This is a genomic window from Gilliamella sp. CG16 (genome assembly GCF_046635785.1).
GTDB lineage: Bacteria > Pseudomonadota > Gammaproteobacteria > Enterobacterales > Orbaceae > Gilliamella > Gilliamella apicola_I.
Genome location: NZ_JBIDFL010000008.1, coordinates 1 through 16,290 on the forward strand (window position 1 = coordinate 1; position 16,290 = coordinate 16,290).

A 16,290-nucleotide genomic window follows, 5' to 3' on the forward strand; every position below is an offset into this window, starting at 1 on the left:
ACCTCTTGTTCCGCCTGCTTTCGCTGACGCCGTGTCAGTGGATGCGCATTATAGAGCCTTAAAAAAATCATGCAAGCGTTTATTGCAATTTTATTTCTGTTTGTGTTTTTTTTACCCATGCCGTATTGAAAACAAACTGATCCTATACAAATTTTACAAACTTTCTTTATTATTATTTATCATGTCAGTTATGATATGTTTGCTTTAGGCTAATTTTTTAAGATGGATTTTTCATATGCCTTTTACTTTCGCACACCCAGCAATTGTTTTACCTTTTAATAAAAAGCCTCAATTTTTTTCCATGACAGCCTTAATTATAGGTAGCATGTCCCCTGACTTTGAATATTTTCTTAGAATGAAAATAAAAAGTGATATGAGCCATACTTTATTTGGTATTGTTTATTTTGATCTGCCAATAACATTAATGGTTGCTTTTATCTTTCATTCCATCATTCGTAATGAACTAATCAAAAATTTGCCTCATTTCCTTTATAAACGATTTGCTCATTATCTTACTTTTAATTGGAATCAGTATTGCTTGCATCATTGGTTTATTGTTTTGACATCAGCAGTAATAGGTATATTGTCTCATATTGGTTGGGACAGTTTTACTCACTTAACGGGTTTTGTAGTTAAACACATTCCTTTTTTACAACAGTCAATTTCCCTAAACAATATTGATATTCCTATCTACCAATTACTACAGCATGGCAGTACTTTGGTCGGAATGAGTTTAATATGCCTCTTTATTCTTAGATTACCGATCATGACTGATAAAAGGAATACGGTTAGTTTTCTATATTGGGGTTTGCTGATGATGATCGTTATAAGTGGTTTCTCTCTTTTTTTCGCCAATACTATCCATACTTTTGGTCAAAATGTGGTGAACTTTATTGATGCACTATTTTTAGGATTAATATTAGCACCACTTGTCATGAGAATTATACGGCGTTTATTTTAAACACCGTAATAGAATAGTATTGTTTTAGAACGTTAAGATTCTGCTTTTATTTTATTAGGTAAATCCGCCAAACTATCGATTACCCAATCGGCTTGAGCAACGACTTCTTCAGTGATTGGGTCGCCCGTTTTCACTAAAACGGTTTTTTTGACCCCAGCCCTTTTACCTGATAATAGATCTGAAAGCTTATCGCCCACCATATAGGAATTAGCAATATCAATGCCTAACTCTTTCGCTGCGGTTTGAATCATACCTGGGCTTGGTTTTCGGCATTCACAATGATCGACTAGTGGATCATGCGGACAATAATAGATACCATCTAAGTCAACACCTCTGTCTTGTAACGACCAATCCATCCATTCAGTTAAAGTATGAAATTGCTCTTCAGAAAATTTGTTTCTGGCAATTCCAGATTGATTGGTGGTAATAACTAATAAGAAACCCATTTTTTTGAGCTCTTGCATTGCCTCAATAACTCCGTCAATAAAGTGGAATTTATCAATTGTATGCACATAGTTATAATCGATGTTTATTGTACCATCACGATCTAAAAAAATAGCAGGCTTCATATTTACTCATTTTCCTTTTATTTAGGTATTTATCCTAATTTGCATAATATATTATTGATTGACTTAGATGTCTAGACGTCTTAATATTCAACTATTCGCATTTTGCTTTTATATATTATGATACAATTACAACATATTTCGAAAACTTTTGAACATAATAATACGTTAATCCACGCATTAAAGGATATTACTATTAATGTACCCAAAGGTAAAATTTATGGGGTTATCGGTAAATCAGGCGCTGGAAAAAGTACATTGATTCGCTGTGTCAATCTGTTAGAAAAGCCAACAAGTGGTAAAATTTTTTTAGATAATCAAGAGATAACTAATCTATCTAATCGACAATTAATTCCTGTTCGTCGAAAAATCAGCATGATTTTTCAACATTTTAATCTTCTCTCATCACGTACCGTATTTGATAATATTGCTTTTCCTCTTGAACTTAATCGGACACCCAAAGCTAAGATTAAGCAAAAAGTCGATGAACTAATCGCGTTAGTTGGTTTGACTGAAAAAGCAAATGTCTATCCAGCCAATTTATCTGGCGGACAAAAACAACGTGTTGCTATTGCACGAGCCTTGGCAAGTGACCCAAAAGTATTATTGTGTGATGAAGCTACCAGTGCCCTTGATCCAGAAACAACGCGTTCGATTTTAACTTTATTAAAAGAAATCAACCAGAAACTTGAATTAACAATCTTATTAATTACCCATGAAATGGATGTCGTTAAACAGATTTGCGATCAAGTTGCCGTTATTAGCAATGGAGAGTTAATTGAACAATCATCAGTAGGTGAAATGTTTTCCCATGCTAAAACCGATATTGCCCGTCAATTTATTCAATCTACTTTACATTTAAACATTCCTGATGACTATTTAACTAAGCTATCAAAAAAGTATAGAGAAGGACTTAATCCCCTAGTACGCCTAGAGTTTTCAGGTGTTTCGGTTGATTTACCGCTGTTATCGCAAATTGCTCAACAATTCAATATCGAAAGCAATATTATTAGCGCTCAGATGGATTACGCCGGTGGCGTTAAATTTGGTTTAATGCTAGCGGAAATGAAGGGAGAGACGAAAAGTATTGAATCCGCAATTGAATTTTTAGAAAAAAATAACACCAACGTAGAGGTGCTTGGTTATGTTTAGTTTTATTCCTTCTTTTAAACCTTTCGAAACCTTATTTCGATATTTAGCACACTACAATTTTTGGGGTGATTTCGTCGCTTTTTGCTCTTCTTTTAATGGTTTTAATGAAGCCATGTTATTTAAAATGGCACAAGCAACAGATGAAACACTTTATATGGTTATCTTATCTGGATTTTGGGGAACCGTTATTGGATTACCGATTGGTATACTTCTTTATACCACTCGTAAAGGACAAATTTTAGATTGTTATATCGCTAATAGTGTTATTTCATTTATAACGAATATATTTCGTTCAATACCTTTTATTATATTGATTGTTTGGATTATTCCTTGTACAACTTTCTTAATGGGAACGTTTATTGGTAAACAAGCTGCTGTTGTGCCACTAAGTATAGGTGTTTCACCATTAATCGCTCGCATGATTGAAAATGCATTATTAGATGTCCCAAAAGGTTTGATTGAAGCCGCTCGCTCAATGGGCGCAACGCCTTTTCAAATCATTTATAAAGTCTTATTACCTGAATCCTTACCGGTCATTGTTAATAGTATGACGATTACTTTAATTACGCTAACGGGTTATATTGCCATGGCAGGCGCTGTTGGTGCAGGTGGTCTTGGTCAATTGGCAATTCAATATGGTTACAATGGATACAAGCCTGCTATAATGAATACAGTTTTAGTTATCTTAATCATTATTGTATTTATTATTCAGTTTATAGGAAATGCCATTGTAAAACGCGTAACTCATCATTAAATTTGGAGAAACTTATGTCAATTAAACAGCTAGCATTAATTACCACCTTAGTAAGTGCCTTTTTTTTAACGGGTTGTGATAATAGTAAACAAACAGTATCGGAAAATAACAATTCAAATCAATCAGATAACATGACTACACTTAAAGTCGGTGTTATTTCAGGGCCCGAACAAGAAGTAGCCGAAGTGGTAAAACAACAAGCTAAGGAGCTTTATCATTTAGATGTTGAGTTGGTTATTTTCAATGATTATGTCACCCCTAATCAAGCATTAAATGATGGATTAATTGACGTTAATGCCTTCCAACATAAACCTTATTTAGATGAGCAAATGAAAGAGCGTGGTTACAAATTAGCTGTTGTCGGTAATTCATTTGTTTACCCAATTGCAAGTTATTCTCATAAACTTAAACCAATCGACAATGCTACGCCAACGGGTGAAGGCGTGAAAGTAACATCTCCACGTGGCGAAACTTTCTTTATTCCAGCTAACTCAACCATTGCGATTCCAAATGATCCAACTAATTTAGGTCGTGCACTACTGTTATTACAACATGAAGGATTAATTACCGTTGATAAATCAAAAGGTTTATTACCGACAGTTTTAGATATCACCAGTAATCCTAATAATTATAAAATTGTTGAGCTTGAAGCGCCTATGTTGCCACGCTCTTTAGACGATGCACAAGTTGACCTTGCTATTATCAATAATGCATTTGCCGGACAAGCAAATTTAACGCCAAGTAAAGATGGCATTTTTGTTGAAGATAAAGAATCCCCTTACGTTAATATTATCGTTGCCCGTGAAGCCGATAAAGATAACGAGAATATCAAAAATTTTGTGAAAGCTTACCAAACTGATGCTGTAGCGCAAAAGGCAGATCAAATTTTTAATGGTGGTGCTATTCGTGGTTGGTAATAACTTACCAAAAACATTAATAAATCAAAATTCCGCCGATTTAAGGTCGGCGGAAACAATTAAAGACAAAATAGATAGAGTTATTGAGTGATATACTGCAGACCATACATTAATTCAGCAAAGCATAATTAAGAGCATGACCTGGCAAATAGATCCCATTGGTATTATACATTCCCCTTATAGCGAAAAATTTGCTGTACCCAGACAACCGAATTTAGTTCCTGCTGGACATGGAGAACTTCATTTATTGGCACCTTATAACGATCCTAATAGTGTTAAAGGATTAGGGCAGTTTTCACATTTATGGTTGCTATTTCAATTCCACCATATAGATCAGAACAAGTGGCGCTTAACCGTTCGTCCTCCTCGTTTAGGTGGAAATAAAACGTTAGGCGTATTTGCAACTCGTTCCCCATTTAGACCCAATCATATCGGGCTTTCAGCAGTAGAATTAAAAGATATAGTCATTAAAAATAAACAAGTTATTTTAAAATTAGGAAGTTTAGATTTAGTTGATGGCACACCTATAATCGATATAAAACCCTATCTACCTTATTGTGATAGTTATCCAGATGCCACTGCTGGCTATGCACAAACGTCTCCAGAAAAAAAATTACACGTCGTGTTTTCAGATGAAGCTCAACTTTTTTTAACATCGCAAAAACAGAATTATCCAGAGTTAGCAGATTTAATTGCTCAAGTCATTTCACAAGATCCTAGACCTGCTTATAAACAAAATAACATCGCTGAACAAACATATGGATTAACGCTATACCATTTTAACATAAAATGGAAAATCAAAAATGAATGCGCAATAGTCGGCGATATCGAGGTTATCTAAAAAAATTTACTTAACTGAAAAGTAAATAATTTTCTTTTTCCAATAGGATAAAATAGCTTTGTAAATTTTCTTAACAAAATTATGGCAAAAAATTAATAAAAAAGGTTGGTGTATTTATACGATTCTGATACATTATGTACGGGTTTAATTCCCTATATTTCACTTTGCCACTAAAATTAGTTAATAATCTTAGTGGTATTTTTATGCCTAAAAATCAATGGATATTTGTTTTGTGTTTGCTTCGCATTTCATTGATATCTATCTCATCAAATATATAATGTTTACCACAATAATCACAAAGAATATCAATCTTTCCACCATCCTCTTTGAGGATTTCATCAATTTCATTTTGCGGTATTGTTGCTAAACTATCCTCAAAACGTTGCCGAGAACAACCACATTTAAATGTAACATTCTCAGTTTCAAACAATCGAACTTGTTCTTGATTATAAAGGCGATATAAAATTTCATCACTGGTGAGTTTAAATAATTCATCGTTCGTGATTGTTTCGGTTAAAGCGCATAGATGATCAAAAGACTCTTCAGTATTTTCATTAGCTGGTAACACTTGCAATAATATGCCGGCAGCCATTGGTTTATTATTGTAAACACCTGTTTTAACGAATAATCTAGTTGGCAACTGTTCAGACTGTATGAAGTAATTTTCAATACATCCTATTAGCGTCTCTTTTTCAAGTCCGACAATACCTTGATAGCGTTCTCCATTTTTGGGCGTAATGGTAATTACAATATAGCCATTACCCACCATATCTTTCAATGACGCATTATCAGCAATATCTCCATTAACTCGAGCAACCCCACGTAATTGTAGAAGATGATTGCCATTAACAACCGCTAAACGCAGAGGACCATCACCTTGTAATTGAACCGCAATATCGCCTTCAAATTTTAAGGTTGCGGTTAATAAACTCGTCGCAACCAGTAATTCACCCAATAAATTTTGTACTGCTATAGGATAATTATGGTTATCTAAAATTGCTTGGTAAGTTTGTTCTAAACGAGTTATTTCACCACGAACAGGGTGATTATCAAAGATAAATCGATTTAAAGTATCCATATCAATTATTGTCGCCTTGTTGTCTATCATATTTAAATTTTATTAAGTTACGCCGCTCTTTTTTATCCGGCTTTCTATCAGGATGTGGCATGGTTAATGCATTAAGCTTGCGTGCTTCAGCAATTTTTTCGCGTTTATCAATGCTCTCTTGTGTTTCTTGATAAAGTAATTGAGCTTCTTGCGCTGATCTCCGTTGTCCATTAATCGCCAGAATTTTAATTGTTTTTTGATCTGAACCTTGACGAAGAGTCAAAATTGCACCGACTTCCACCAATTTACTCGGTTTAATTCGTTGACCATTATAGTGAACTTTTCCCCCCTCAACCATTTCACGAGCAAGTGAACGCGTTTTATAAAATCGGGCAGCCCACAACCATTTATCTAGTCTGATTTGATCCATTTCACTCTCATATTAATTAATCAAAAACGTTATTTAAACACGAACAGGAGTTTTAGCATTTTAATAATATATAAGGCTAACTAAACCAATATCAATTGTCTGATTGAAGAAAATGATTGATCGCATTGACTTGTATTGTGCCAGCTAAACTAAATGGTGCAATTTTACCAACTAAATTAACGGTATAATTAGTTGACTCAGGATCGTAATTAACTAATTTCCAATCTTTTAATAAAGAACTTGGGATATTAGCAGCACCTAATTGAAAAGAGGTAAATTCTGTTTGATTAGCATTAAGCTTTGCTTTTATTTCAACAACACCCTTGTTAATTAAACTACTAAAGTTTAATAATGCATGCTGTTGTGAATCATATTTTAAGGTCAAATCTGGATAATTAATCTCAATTCCAATAATAGATCCTCTTTCAGCTTTAAAAAATAGGTTTCCGGCATCAAATCCTAAATATTTATCTTTGACTATAACAATATCTGAGCCCAGTGCTTCAAAATTAGTAAAAGCAAATGGATAGTTAGCATCAACATTAATTAATAGACTTGGTAAAATCGATAATTGAGTAATTTCAATTCGACTAAATTGTGTTGGTAATACTAATTGCTCTAAATGTTGAGGTAATTGATAAATGACACTAGCTATCGTGACTTGTTCTAACTGTAAAGTACTATCATGCCAGCTACCTGTAAGATTTACATTACCTTTATTCCAAGTGGCTATCGCTTTTTCAATTTCAATATTATTATCATTAAGATTGAGTTGAAGTAATACTGAGGAAAATAGATTATCTAACCATACAACGTTATCGGCATTGAAAACAAGAGAGCTTTCATCAAAATACCATCCATTATCAAAACAAATATTTTTGACTTCAAGATTCCCTTTTTCAACGAGAAAAGAGGGTAACTGTATACTACTTTCAAATATCGACAATTGTCGTAAAGAGAATTTCGGTAAATAGGAAATATATTTTTCCCAAAAATCGTCTGTTTGAGATTGTAGATGAATATTGCTTAATTTAAGTTGTTCAATATCCCAACTTTTATCAGCTAATATCTTTAACTTACTTACAAAAAATCCATTTTCAATATTCCCACCTAAATTGGTTAAGTAGGTAATATTATCACGGTGAAATCCTTGAACGATTACTGATTTTATAGCAACCTCATTGATCAATACTTCGTTAGAAGTGAAATCAAACTGGGCATTATTTAAACTTGATGAAGAATAAGATTTAATTCCGCCATTTACCTGTTTAAATAGAATTTTATCTTCATTATTATTTATTGAAACAGTAATGGTAGAATTAATGAATTTTAACGTATCAGTCGAAAAATCATAATGTTTAATTTTGCTATCAGCCAATATTCCATCAATCACAGTAACATAGCTAAAATGATTGAATTGCCACAGTTCATGTTTATCTAGCCCTATAACCATTTTAGGAATATTAGCTATCTGTTGCTGACCATCGCTGATGACAACATCATCCAAGACAACTTCATAAACATTTGAAAAAGAATGGTGAACATGCCCAATTGAGATAGTATAGGGACTTAATTTTGATAATTGCTCACTTACAAATTTTGCCCCAAACGCCGTCTGTACTATAAAATAAGAGAGTAACACTAACAACCAAGCAATTGCTAAAAGAGTAAGTAAGTAGAATCGTATCCGTCGCATAAAAGAATAAAATTGTTATAATAAGCCGTTCACAATGACATTACGATAAACGATTTTAAATGAAATAGCATCTTATTTTACTATAAATGATTTGTCGTTAAGTCAGTTTTACAGTTAATATATAGAAATACACAATCATATCTTTGAAATACCAAATGGAATCGATCACTCTTCCTTTATTTAAAGTAAGATGAGGGATTGTTTTTATTTAATTTAAATAAAGCGGGAGACACACAAATGAAACAAATCCCAATGACAGTAAAGGGAGCTGAATTATTACGTGCTGAACTTGAAGAGCTAAAAAATGTCAAAAGACCTCAAATTACAGCAGCGATAGCCGAAGCAAGAGCACACGGTGATTTAAAAGAAAATGCAGAGTATCATGCAGCAAGAGAACAACAAGGTTTTTGTGAAGGTCGTATTCAAGAAATTGAAGGAAAGTTATCACAAGCACAAATTATAGACATTACCAAAGTCAAAAACACTGGCAGAATTATTTTTGGTGCCACCGTCACTGTTATCAATGTGGATACTGATGAAGAAACCACTTATCGAATTGTAGGTGATGATGAAGCTGACTATCGACAAAATCTCATTTCGGTTAATTCCCCTATTGCCAGAGGATTAATTGGTAAAGAAGATGGCGACACAGTACAAATCAAAACGCCTGGTGGCGATGTAGAGTTTGATATTGTTAAAGTAGAATATATTTAAAAGGTGAATTCTACTTGGTCATTTGATAATGATAAACAGGGCGAATACCCTGTTTATTAATCGTATTATTTAGGTAAAGTGATTTTTTTCTCTTCACTTGGTCTAAAAATGGTAAAAATAGAACCAACTTGTTGTACTGCAAGGGCATGCGTTTCACGTATAATAGCCTCACAAATAAGCTTTTTTGTCTCTCTATCTTCAGCAGACACCTTGATCTTAATTAACTCATGAAAGTTTAACGCATTTTCAATCTCTGCAAGCACACCTTCAGTAAACCCATTAGCGCCGATCATGACAATCGGTTTTAAATGATGAGCTTCACCTTTTAAATACTGTTTTTGTTTATTTGATAAATTCATTATTTTTTTATCACATTAAGTTGCAATTTTGTTATTCTACCCTTATATATATTTGTAATCAATTGAAGTGAACTCTTTACTATAAGGATTTATTCCCTGTGAGTAACAAAAAACGCTCAGCAAGCTCGACTCGTTGGCTTAATGAACATTTTAATGATCGCTTTGTGCAACAAGCACAAAAAAAAGGTTTACGATCGCGAGCATGGTTCAAATTAGAAGAAATTCAAAAAAGTGACAAATTATTTAAACCCGGCATAACCGTTGTTGATCTAGGCGCAGCGCCTGGTGGATGGTCACAATATGTGGCGTCTGTTATTGGTAGCAAAGGACGAATTATCGCTTGCGATTTATTACCAATGGATCCGATTGTCGGTGTTGATTTTCTACAAGGTGATTTCCGAGACGAAGCCGTGCTTAAAGCATTACTTGACCGTGTTGGTGAAGAAAAAGTACAAGTCGTCATGTCAGATATGGCTCCTAACATGAGTGGTCAACCTGCTGTTGATATTCCCAGAGCAATGTATTTAGTTGAACTTGCTTTAGATATGTGTCGAGATGTCCTTGCCCCAAATGGCAATTTTATTGTCAAAGTATTTCAAGGTGAGGGATTTGAAGATTATTTAAAACAAGTTAGAACGATGTTTAAAACGGTCAAAATTCGCAAACCTGAAGCATCCAGATCGCGATCGAGAGAAGTTTATATCGTTGCAATGGGTATGAAGTAGCCAGTAGCACAATTTTGTAGTACCATTACTTCCTAATTTTAGTCGTAACTGTTAATTTTTATGAGAGGTTTTTCTTTTGAACGACATGGTAAAGAATTTACTGATCTGGGGAATTATTGCCGTAGTATTGATAGCTGTATTTAATCAATTCAGCTCAATATCAAATAGCGGTCCTCAAATCAATTATACTCAATTTAATTCCGATATCACCAGTGGTAAAATCCAAGAAGTGCATATTAATGGGCGCGAAATTATTGCCACGACAAAAGATAATCGTAACTATGTAACTTACATCCCTTATTTTGATGAAAAATTAATGGATGACTTAGTTTTAAATAAAGTTGCCGTTTATGGTAGTCCAGATGAAAAACCAAGTTTGTTAGCAAGTATTTTAATCTCTTGGTTCCCCATTATTTTATTAATCGGATTTTGGATCTTTGTCATGCGTCAAATGCAAGGCGGTGGTAAAGGCGGACCAATGTCGGTGGGTAAAAGTAAAGCTAGGATGTTAGCGCCAGATCAAGTAAAAACTAAATTTACCGATGTCGCAGGCAGTGAAGAAGCCAAGCAAGAAGTAACAGAAGTAGTCGATTTTTTACGTGATCCGGGGAAATACCAAAAATTAGGTGGACGCATACCAAAAGGTATTTTGATGGTTGGGCCACCGGGTACCGGTAAAACATTATTAGCTAGAGCGATTGCCGGTGAAGCCAATGTGCCTTTCTTTAGTATTTCAGGTTCCGACTTTGTTGAAATGTTTGTTGGTGTTGGCGCATCACGTGTACGTGATCTCTTTGAACAAGCCCGTAAACATTCACCTTGTATTATCTTTATTGATGAAATTGATGCTGTTGGTCGCAAACGTGGAGCGGGTTCAATGGGCGGTCATGACGAACGCGAACAAACCCTAAACCAAATGTTAGTTGAAATGGATGGTTTTGAAGCTAACAGTGGCATTATTATGATTGCAGCAACAAACCGTGCTGATATTCTCGATCCTGCATTACTTCGTCCAGGTCGTTTTGACCGTCAAGTTCAAATTGATTTACCTGACTTAAAAAGTCGTGAGCAAATTCTGGCAGTACATGTACGTAAAGTGCCTTTAGGGTCTGATGTTAATCTAGCAGTGCTAGCCCGCGGAACACCAAATTATTCGGGTGCTCAATTAGCTAATTTAGTTAACGAAGCAGCGCTATTTGCCGCTCGCCGTAATAAACGTTTAGTCACGATGGATGAGTTTGAAGAAGCCAAAGATAAAATCGATATGGGTACTCAACGTCGTTCATTATCCATGACAAAAGAGCAATTAACCAATACGGCTTATCATGAAGCGGGACACGCAATTGTGGGTTATTTAATGCCAGATCATGATCCGCTCCATAAAGTCACGATTATTCCTCGTGGAGGGGCGTTAGGTGTCGCCTTCTTCTTACCGGAAGGTGATCAAATTAGTCAAACTCGTACTCAGTTAGAATCAAAAATTTCAACAGCTTATGCAGGACGAATTGCCGAAGGCTTAATTTATGGCGAAGATAAAATTACCTCTGGTGCTTCAAGTGATATACGATACGCTTCAAATGTAGCCAGAGCAATGGTGACACAATGGGGCTTCTCAGATCGTTTACCACCTGCATTGTTTGAATATGAAGAGTCTTCTTATGGAGTCATGAAGAAAATATCTGATGGTACAGCTAAAATTATTGATGAAGAAGTTGATGCAATCCTTCAACGAAACTATCAACGAGCTAAAACAACACTAACTGAAAATATTGATATTCTTCATGCAATGAAAGATGCTTTACTCAAGTATGAAACAATTGATAAAAAACAGATTGATGAACTGATGAATCGCCAGCCAGTCACGCCACCAGAGGGTTGGACAGCCAGTGATGAAAAAGCAGCACAAGAAGTTCCGAATGAAGGTCGTGATACACCACCTGAATCGGATAATTAATCTGTTTTAATTTCTATAACGCGCTACGGCGCGTTTTTTATCGGATAATTTAAATAAATCTAAAATAAAAACAGGTAACAAGCTTAAATGATTTTGCTATTGTTTAGCTTATAACTAAGTTTAACGATAGCAAAATTGAGTAGCAGATGACTTAAATAAGGCATAATCATGGAAATTCGTTTCAACAATCAAATTATGGATCTCTCTTTTCCTCAAGTAATGGGTATCGTAAACATGACGCCGGATTCGTTTTCTGATGGCGGTAATTATAACAATCTTGATGATGCCATGCGTCGAGTTGATAATATGATACAAGCAGGCGCAACATTTATTGATATAGGCGGCGAATCAACACGCCCTGGTGCAGCCATTGTATCAGTTGAAGAAGAGCTAGATAGAGTGGTGCCTTTAGTTGAAAAAGTGGCTCGCTATTTTGATGTTTGGATTTCTGTTGATACCTCTAAACCTCAAGTCATGATAGAGTCGGCAAAAGCAGGAGCCCATTTAATTAATGATATTCGTGCATTAACAGAGTCTGGTGCAGTCGAAGCCGCAGCCCAAACAGGATTACCAGTTTGCATTATGCATATGCAAGGCGATCCTCAAACTATGCAAAATGCGCCACATTATCAGCAAGACATCTATCAAGAAGTCGATCAATTTTTTGCCCAACATATCAATCGTTGCATCAATGCAGGGATTGAGCGAGAAAAAATTATTCTTGATCCGGGTTTTGGCTTTGGTAAAACATTAGCACACAATTATCGATTACTAGCAACACTTGAAAAATTTCATCACTTTCATTTACCGCTATTAGTTGGCATGTCTCGAAAATCCATGATTGGACAAGTATTAAATGTTCCGCCTAAAGAACGTATGTTAGGTAGTGTTTCTTGTGCAGTAATTGCAGCGATGAAGGGTGCACAGATTATTCGAGTACATGATGTAAAAGAAACCTTTGATGCACTGCGAATTGTTCAAGCTACTTTAGCTGAACAGGAATAAACGGGGTTTAACTTCAACAAAATAAGCCGTTATTTTGTTAAAAAGGGAATTTTTAGACAAATAAGATAAAAATCCCTTTTTGTTTTATTCTTAAGAATTTTCAACTTTTGGTATTACTGTTTCTAATAATTATTAAGCAATAACAACACTTAAAAACATCACTAAACCAACATAATTATTATTTTGAAAAGCTTTGAAGCATCGAGTTCTATCACGATCGTTTATTAACCATTGTTGATAAAGAAACAGTAACGACATGATCGATATTCCACTATAGTAAATAAAAGACAGATGATGATTCAAACCAATAATTATCAAGCAAATCACCGTTATTATCTGTAAAATGCCAATTATCAATTTATCATAATGCCCAAACAAAACAGCCGTTGATTTAATGCCAATTTTGATATCATCATTGCGATCAACCATGGCATATTCCGTATCATAAGCAACTGTCCAACAAATATTTGCCAAACACAATAACCAACAGGTTAACGGGAACTGTTCAATTGTGGCCGCATAGACCATTGGAATGCTCCAACTAAATGCAATCCCTAATACTATTTGCGGAAAGTAGGTATAACGCTTCATAAACGGGTAAATCATTGCAGTTAACAATGCACAGCCAGCAATCATCCACGACAAAGTATTTAAAAAGAATAATAAACAAGCAGCCATTAACAACAATATCAATAATGTCCATAAAGCATTCTTTGCGGTTAATATGCCTTGCGCTAACGGACGGTGTTGGGTTCGCTCCACATGCGCATCAAAATGGCGATCGGCATAATCATTTACCACACATCCTGCCGCTCGCATCACAACAACACCTATCACAAAGATAACAATAAGTTCAACGGGCGGATGAGGATTGGCAAGCCAAATTGCCGTTATAGTTGGCCAAAGCAATAGCAAGATTCCAATTGGTTTATCTAACCGCATAAGTTGTAAATAAGCTAACATATCTGATTTCTATCTTATATAACAATGGGTAAATTATACCTTTTCCTTCAAAAACTGTAACGCTCTCAATAATTGAGTCAAATTAATTGCTACAATTAACAAGCAGGCTCATTTAAGCATCTCTAAATATTGTTCTGCAATAACGGCAAGAGCAGCATAAAATGGACTAATTTGATTATGTTTTAATTGGTTTAAATAGTAAGTAGACCACGTAAATAAATGTTCATTTAATAATTGTTTTGCTGTTTGTGGCTGATTTTTTTCCAGCAGTAATGCAAATGCCATTAACATTAATCCAAACTGATCTTCAGGCTCATTCATACCAGTAGACAGCATTAACCCTTGTTGCTGTAAAAATTCACGATAACGTTCTTGTGATTCCCCCATTAATAACTTTTCTTGATCCAAATAGACCGATCCCCAAGGTGGGGCAAGCATTTCACCTTGTCCTTCAAATAACAGTGAAAATTGATAATCAAGATCTTGATGGGATAATTCTGCCGCCAATCTTTGACATTGCTGACAAATTAATTTGGGATTTTGCCAATTAGCAAGCTGATCGATATGGAGTAAAGCCTCAATCAACGGTTTGACGGTTTCACTTCGAGGAGAATAGTAAAAAAATGCCCCAATGATTTTTGCTAAGGTGGCGGTAGTTAGATTATCCAATCTTATCTCTCTTATTCATTATAAAATGACTTAATTTGCTATGAGTTATTAGCTTCAATGATTATAGCGGTATTGTCCATAAATTATAAAATGCAATGCGTCCACAAACCTCCCCCAAAAAAGTACAAGCAAAGGCTGTAGTACAAAGTATCGTCATATGTTTTGTTCGCCAACAACTAAAAATAATCAACATTAGCGCCACGATTAACAAAATACACTCGATTATCATCCAACTCAATTGCGCATTAGCCAGCGCCGGACTGATTGAAGTCATTAAATTAAAATAAGGTACTTTTGACAGCACAATTAATAAAACGCCAATAATAAAAGCACCTATTCCTAATCGATATAGCCCAACCCTAGCACTAGCAATACCACCTAATGCCAGCATCGTTAGATACATTTGAATCGATGTATAAACAGTATCCCACGTTTTCACTGTGGGTAATCTATACGTTAAAACAATCGTCCAAACAAACACTAAACTTAGTATCATCAACACGATCGCTAATAGTTGATTTATATAAGGGATGCGATTTATCTTTAAACAAAGCGGCTTAATCATATCAAGTTTTTCACTATTGGGATTAAGAGCAAAATAATTGAGTAACAAGGATACAAGCGTAACTCCAAACAATACACTAAAGGTAAAAATTTCATTACTCATTGGCGAACGACCGATACCCAAAATCACATTGAAGGCACGCATAGGATGCCCCAAATGGAATGAGGCAATAAGCATACCAAGAGCCATAAAAAGCAGTGCTAACCCATTAATTTTTTGTCTAATAACTTGTTTAGCTTGTGAATGATTGATGAAACAAGACAAGCTACTCAGCAATACCATTCCCGCAGATAATTGCCCCAATACCGTAAAAAAAACGAGTGGTAATTCATGCATATTAAACCTCCTCTGGATTGAGCACTTTACCCAATGTATCACCCGAACTCTTAGCTTGTGCATGGGGTTTAATCACAATATTGGGTTTAGTTAGCTCAGCATTAGGCAAAGGGGCAATATTACGTTCATTACCATAACGTTCACGTAATTTGCCTATCTCGTCAAAATCTAAAGCATGTTGCGGACAAGATTCGACACACACGGGCTTTAATCCTTCGGCGACACGTTCATAACAGCCATCGCATTTTGACATGACACGCTTTTGATGATCATACTGTGGTGCACCATAAGGACAACGCATTTCACAATACCGACACCCGATACACACATCTTGATTGACAACCACTAAGCCATCTTGCTTGCGTTTGTGCATTGCCCCCGTAGGGCAGCCTTGTACGCAAGTCGGCTCATCACAATGGTTACAGGCGATCGACAAATAATAAGTAAATGTATCATTCTGCCAAATTCCAGCTACTTGCTGCCATGTGCCACCACCATATTCATAGACTCGTCGAAAATGCACCCCAAGGGCATTATCTTTCTCGTCTTTACAGCTGACTTGGCAGGTTTTACATCCGGTACATTTGGAAGAATCAATAAAGAATCCATATTGCATTTTCATCATCTCCCTGTGA

At 35.3% G+C, this 16,290-nt stretch carries 18 protein-coding genes; 9 read left to right on the forward strand and 9 right to left on the reverse strand.

The genetic code is table 11. From position 1 onward, the window contains the following. Positions 1-235 precede the first annotated feature (235 nt). Complete coding sequence (locus ACGH47_RS08370; RefSeq protein WP_411623191.1) at positions 236-961, forward strand: DUF4184 family protein; 726 nt, start codon at positions 236-238, stop codon at positions 959-961. 32 nt (positions 962-993) lie between these two features. Here ACGH47_RS08370 and gmhB read toward each other — a convergent pair whose 3' ends face one another. After that, the gene (gene gmhB, locus ACGH47_RS08375; protein ID WP_220216046.1) at positions 994-1,530 is read right to left on the reverse strand and encodes a D-glycero-beta-D-manno-heptose 1,7-bisphosphate 7-phosphatase; all 537 of its coding nucleotides are present in this window, start codon (positions 1,528-1,530) and stop codon (positions 994-996) included. A gap of 117 nt (positions 1,531-1,647) precedes the next feature. Between gmhB and metN the strand changes: the two genes are divergently transcribed. The 4 genes from metN (at position 1,648) to tsaA (ending at position 5,191) form a co-directional block, all read left to right on the forward strand. Further along, positions 1,648-2,679 carry a methionine ABC transporter ATP-binding protein MetN gene (gene metN / locus ACGH47_RS08380; RefSeq protein ID WP_220216047.1) on the forward strand — a complete coding sequence of 344 codons (1,032 nt, stop codon included), beginning with the start codon at positions 1,648-1,650 and terminating at the stop codon, positions 2,677-2,679. A 112-nt stretch (positions 2,680-2,791) separates the two neighbouring features. Beyond that, on the forward strand, positions 2,792-3,433 hold the full coding sequence (locus ACGH47_RS08385) for a methionine ABC transporter permease (RefSeq protein WP_411623235.1): 642 nt from the start codon (positions 2,792-2,794) through the stop codon (positions 3,431-3,433). A gap of 14 nt (positions 3,434-3,447) precedes the next feature. After that, positions 3,448-4,350, forward strand: a complete 903-nt coding sequence (metQ, locus tag ACGH47_RS08390) for a methionine ABC transporter substrate-binding lipoprotein MetQ (protein WP_411623192.1) — start codon at positions 3,448-3,450, stop codon at positions 4,348-4,350. A 136-nt stretch (positions 4,351-4,486) separates the two neighbouring features. Further along, a complete protein-coding gene (gene tsaA, locus ACGH47_RS08395; protein ID WP_267378910.1) occupies positions 4,487-5,191 on the forward strand; it encodes a tRNA (N6-threonylcarbamoyladenosine(37)-N6)-methyltransferase TrmO in 705 nt (234 codons plus the stop codon). Between the two features lie 214 nt (positions 5,192-5,405). Here tsaA and hslO read toward each other — a convergent pair whose 3' ends face one another. The 3 genes from hslO to ACGH47_RS08410 form a co-directional block, all read right to left on the reverse strand. Continuing rightward, a complete protein-coding gene (gene hslO, locus ACGH47_RS08400) occupies positions 5,406-6,269 on the reverse strand; it encodes an Hsp33 family molecular chaperone HslO (RefSeq protein WP_411623193.1) in 864 nt (287 codons plus the stop codon). 1 nt (position 6,270) lies between these two features. Further along, on the reverse strand, positions 6,271-6,669 hold the full coding sequence (gene hslR / locus ACGH47_RS08405; protein WP_411623194.1) for a ribosome-associated heat shock protein Hsp15: 399 nt from the start codon (positions 6,667-6,669) through the stop codon (positions 6,271-6,273). A 91-nt stretch (positions 6,670-6,760) separates the two neighbouring features. Next, positions 6,761-8,365 (reverse strand): hypothetical protein, encoded by a 1,605-nt coding sequence (locus tag ACGH47_RS08410; protein ID WP_411623195.1) that lies wholly within the window; start codon positions 8,363-8,365, stop codon positions 6,761-6,763. 237 nt (positions 8,366-8,602) lie between these two features. On the opposite strand from ACGH47_RS08410, the gene greA reads away from it, so the two are divergent. After that, entirely contained in the window at positions 8,603-9,079 is a 477-nt protein-coding gene (gene greA / locus ACGH47_RS08415) for a transcription elongation factor GreA (RefSeq protein WP_065559646.1), read from the forward strand. 65 nt (positions 9,080-9,144) lie between these two features. Here greA and yhbY read toward each other — a convergent pair whose 3' ends face one another. After that, the gene (gene yhbY / locus ACGH47_RS08420) at positions 9,145-9,438 is read right to left on the reverse strand and encodes a ribosome assembly RNA-binding protein YhbY (RefSeq protein ID WP_065559637.1); all 294 of its coding nucleotides are present in this window, start codon (positions 9,436-9,438) and stop codon (positions 9,145-9,147) included. A gap of 98 nt (positions 9,439-9,536) precedes the next feature. Between yhbY and rlmE the strand changes: the two genes are divergently transcribed. The 3 genes from rlmE to folP all read left to right on the forward strand — a co-directional run bounded on the left by rlmE (position 9,537) and on the right by folP (position 13,122). Further along, entirely contained in the window at positions 9,537-10,163 is a 627-nt protein-coding gene (gene rlmE, locus ACGH47_RS08425) for a 23S rRNA (uridine(2552)-2'-O)-methyltransferase RlmE (protein WP_220216054.1), read from the forward strand. An 85-nt stretch (positions 10,164-10,248) separates the two neighbouring features. Then, positions 10,249-12,117 (forward strand): ATP-dependent zinc metalloprotease FtsH, encoded by a 1,869-nt coding sequence (gene ftsH, locus ACGH47_RS08430; RefSeq protein ID WP_267351154.1) that lies wholly within the window; start codon positions 10,249-10,251, stop codon positions 12,115-12,117. 168 nt (positions 12,118-12,285) lie between these two features. Continuing rightward, positions 12,286-13,122, forward strand: coding sequence for a dihydropteroate synthase (folP, locus tag ACGH47_RS08435; RefSeq protein WP_065559634.1), 837 nt, complete (start codon positions 12,286-12,288; stop codon positions 13,120-13,122). A gap of 132 nt (positions 13,123-13,254) precedes the next feature. Here folP and ubiA read toward each other — a convergent pair whose 3' ends face one another. The 4 genes from ubiA to ACGH47_RS08455 all read right to left on the reverse strand — a co-directional run bounded on the left by ubiA (position 13,255) and on the right by ACGH47_RS08455 (position 16,277). Continuing rightward, positions 13,255-14,085 (reverse strand): 4-hydroxybenzoate octaprenyltransferase, encoded by an 831-nt coding sequence (ubiA, locus tag ACGH47_RS08440; protein ID WP_411623196.1) that lies wholly within the window; start codon positions 14,083-14,085, stop codon positions 13,255-13,257. Between the two features lie 108 nt (positions 14,086-14,193). Continuing rightward, entirely contained in the window at positions 14,194-14,754 is a 561-nt protein-coding gene (locus ACGH47_RS08445) for a molecular chaperone TorD family protein (RefSeq protein WP_411623197.1), read from the reverse strand. Positions 14,755-14,815: 61 nt separating this feature from the next. Further along, positions 14,816-15,655: a dimethyl sulfoxide reductase anchor subunit family protein gene (locus ACGH47_RS08450; RefSeq protein ID WP_411623198.1), complete on the reverse strand. Its 840-nt coding sequence runs from the start codon at positions 15,653-15,655 to the stop codon at positions 14,816-14,818. 1 nt (position 15,656) lies between these two features. Further along, the gene (locus ACGH47_RS08455) at positions 15,657-16,277 is read right to left on the reverse strand and encodes a DMSO/selenate family reductase complex B subunit (protein WP_267360597.1); all 621 of its coding nucleotides are present in this window, start codon (positions 16,275-16,277) and stop codon (positions 15,657-15,659) included. Positions 16,278-16,290: the final 13 nt, after the last annotated feature.

Coding starts and splice junctions, on each gene's coding strand:
- ACGH47_RS08370 (WP_411623191.1), top strand. CDS start 236: ATGCCTTTTACTTTCGCACACCCAGCAATTGTTTTACCTTTTAATAAA.
- gmhB (WP_220216046.1), bottom strand. CDS start 1,530: ATGAAGCCTGCTATTTTTTTAGATCGTGATGGTACAATAAACATCGAT.
- metN (WP_220216047.1), top strand. CDS start 1,648: ATGATACAATTACAACATATTTCGAAAACTTTTGAACATAATAATACG.
- ACGH47_RS08385 (WP_411623235.1), top strand. CDS start 2,792: ATGTTATTTAAAATGGCACAAGCAACAGATGAAACACTTTATATGGTT.
- metQ (WP_411623192.1), top strand. CDS start 3,448: ATGTCAATTAAACAGCTAGCATTAATTACCACCTTAGTAAGTGCCTTT.
- tsaA (WP_267378910.1), top strand. CDS start 4,487: ATGACCTGGCAAATAGATCCCATTGGTATTATACATTCCCCTTATAGC.
- hslO (WP_411623193.1), bottom strand. CDS start 6,269: ATGGATACTTTAAATCGATTTATCTTTGATAATCACCCTGTTCGTGGT.
- hslR (WP_411623194.1), bottom strand. CDS start 6,669: ATGGATCAAATCAGACTAGATAAATGGTTGTGGGCTGCCCGATTTTAT.
- ACGH47_RS08410 (WP_411623195.1), bottom strand. CDS start 8,365: ATGCGACGGATACGATTCTACTTACTTACTCTTTTAGCAATTGCTTGG.
- greA (WP_065559646.1), top strand. CDS start 8,603: ATGAAACAAATCCCAATGACAGTAAAGGGAGCTGAATTATTACGTGCT.
- yhbY (WP_065559637.1), bottom strand. CDS start 9,438: ATGAATTTATCAAATAAACAAAAACAGTATTTAAAAGGTGAAGCTCAT.
- ftsH (WP_267351154.1), top strand. CDS start 10,249: ATGGTAAAGAATTTACTGATCTGGGGAATTATTGCCGTAGTATTGATA.
- folP (WP_065559634.1), top strand. CDS start 12,286: ATGGAAATTCGTTTCAACAATCAAATTATGGATCTCTCTTTTCCTCAA.
- ubiA (WP_411623196.1), bottom strand. CDS start 14,085: ATGTTAGCTTATTTACAACTTATGCGGTTAGATAAACCAATTGGAATC.
- ACGH47_RS08450 (WP_411623198.1), bottom strand. CDS start 15,655: ATGCATGAATTACCACTCGTTTTTTTTACGGTATTGGGGCAATTATCT.
- ACGH47_RS08455 (WP_267360597.1), bottom strand. CDS start 16,277: ATGAAAATGCAATATGGATTCTTTATTGATTCTTCCAAATGTACCGGA.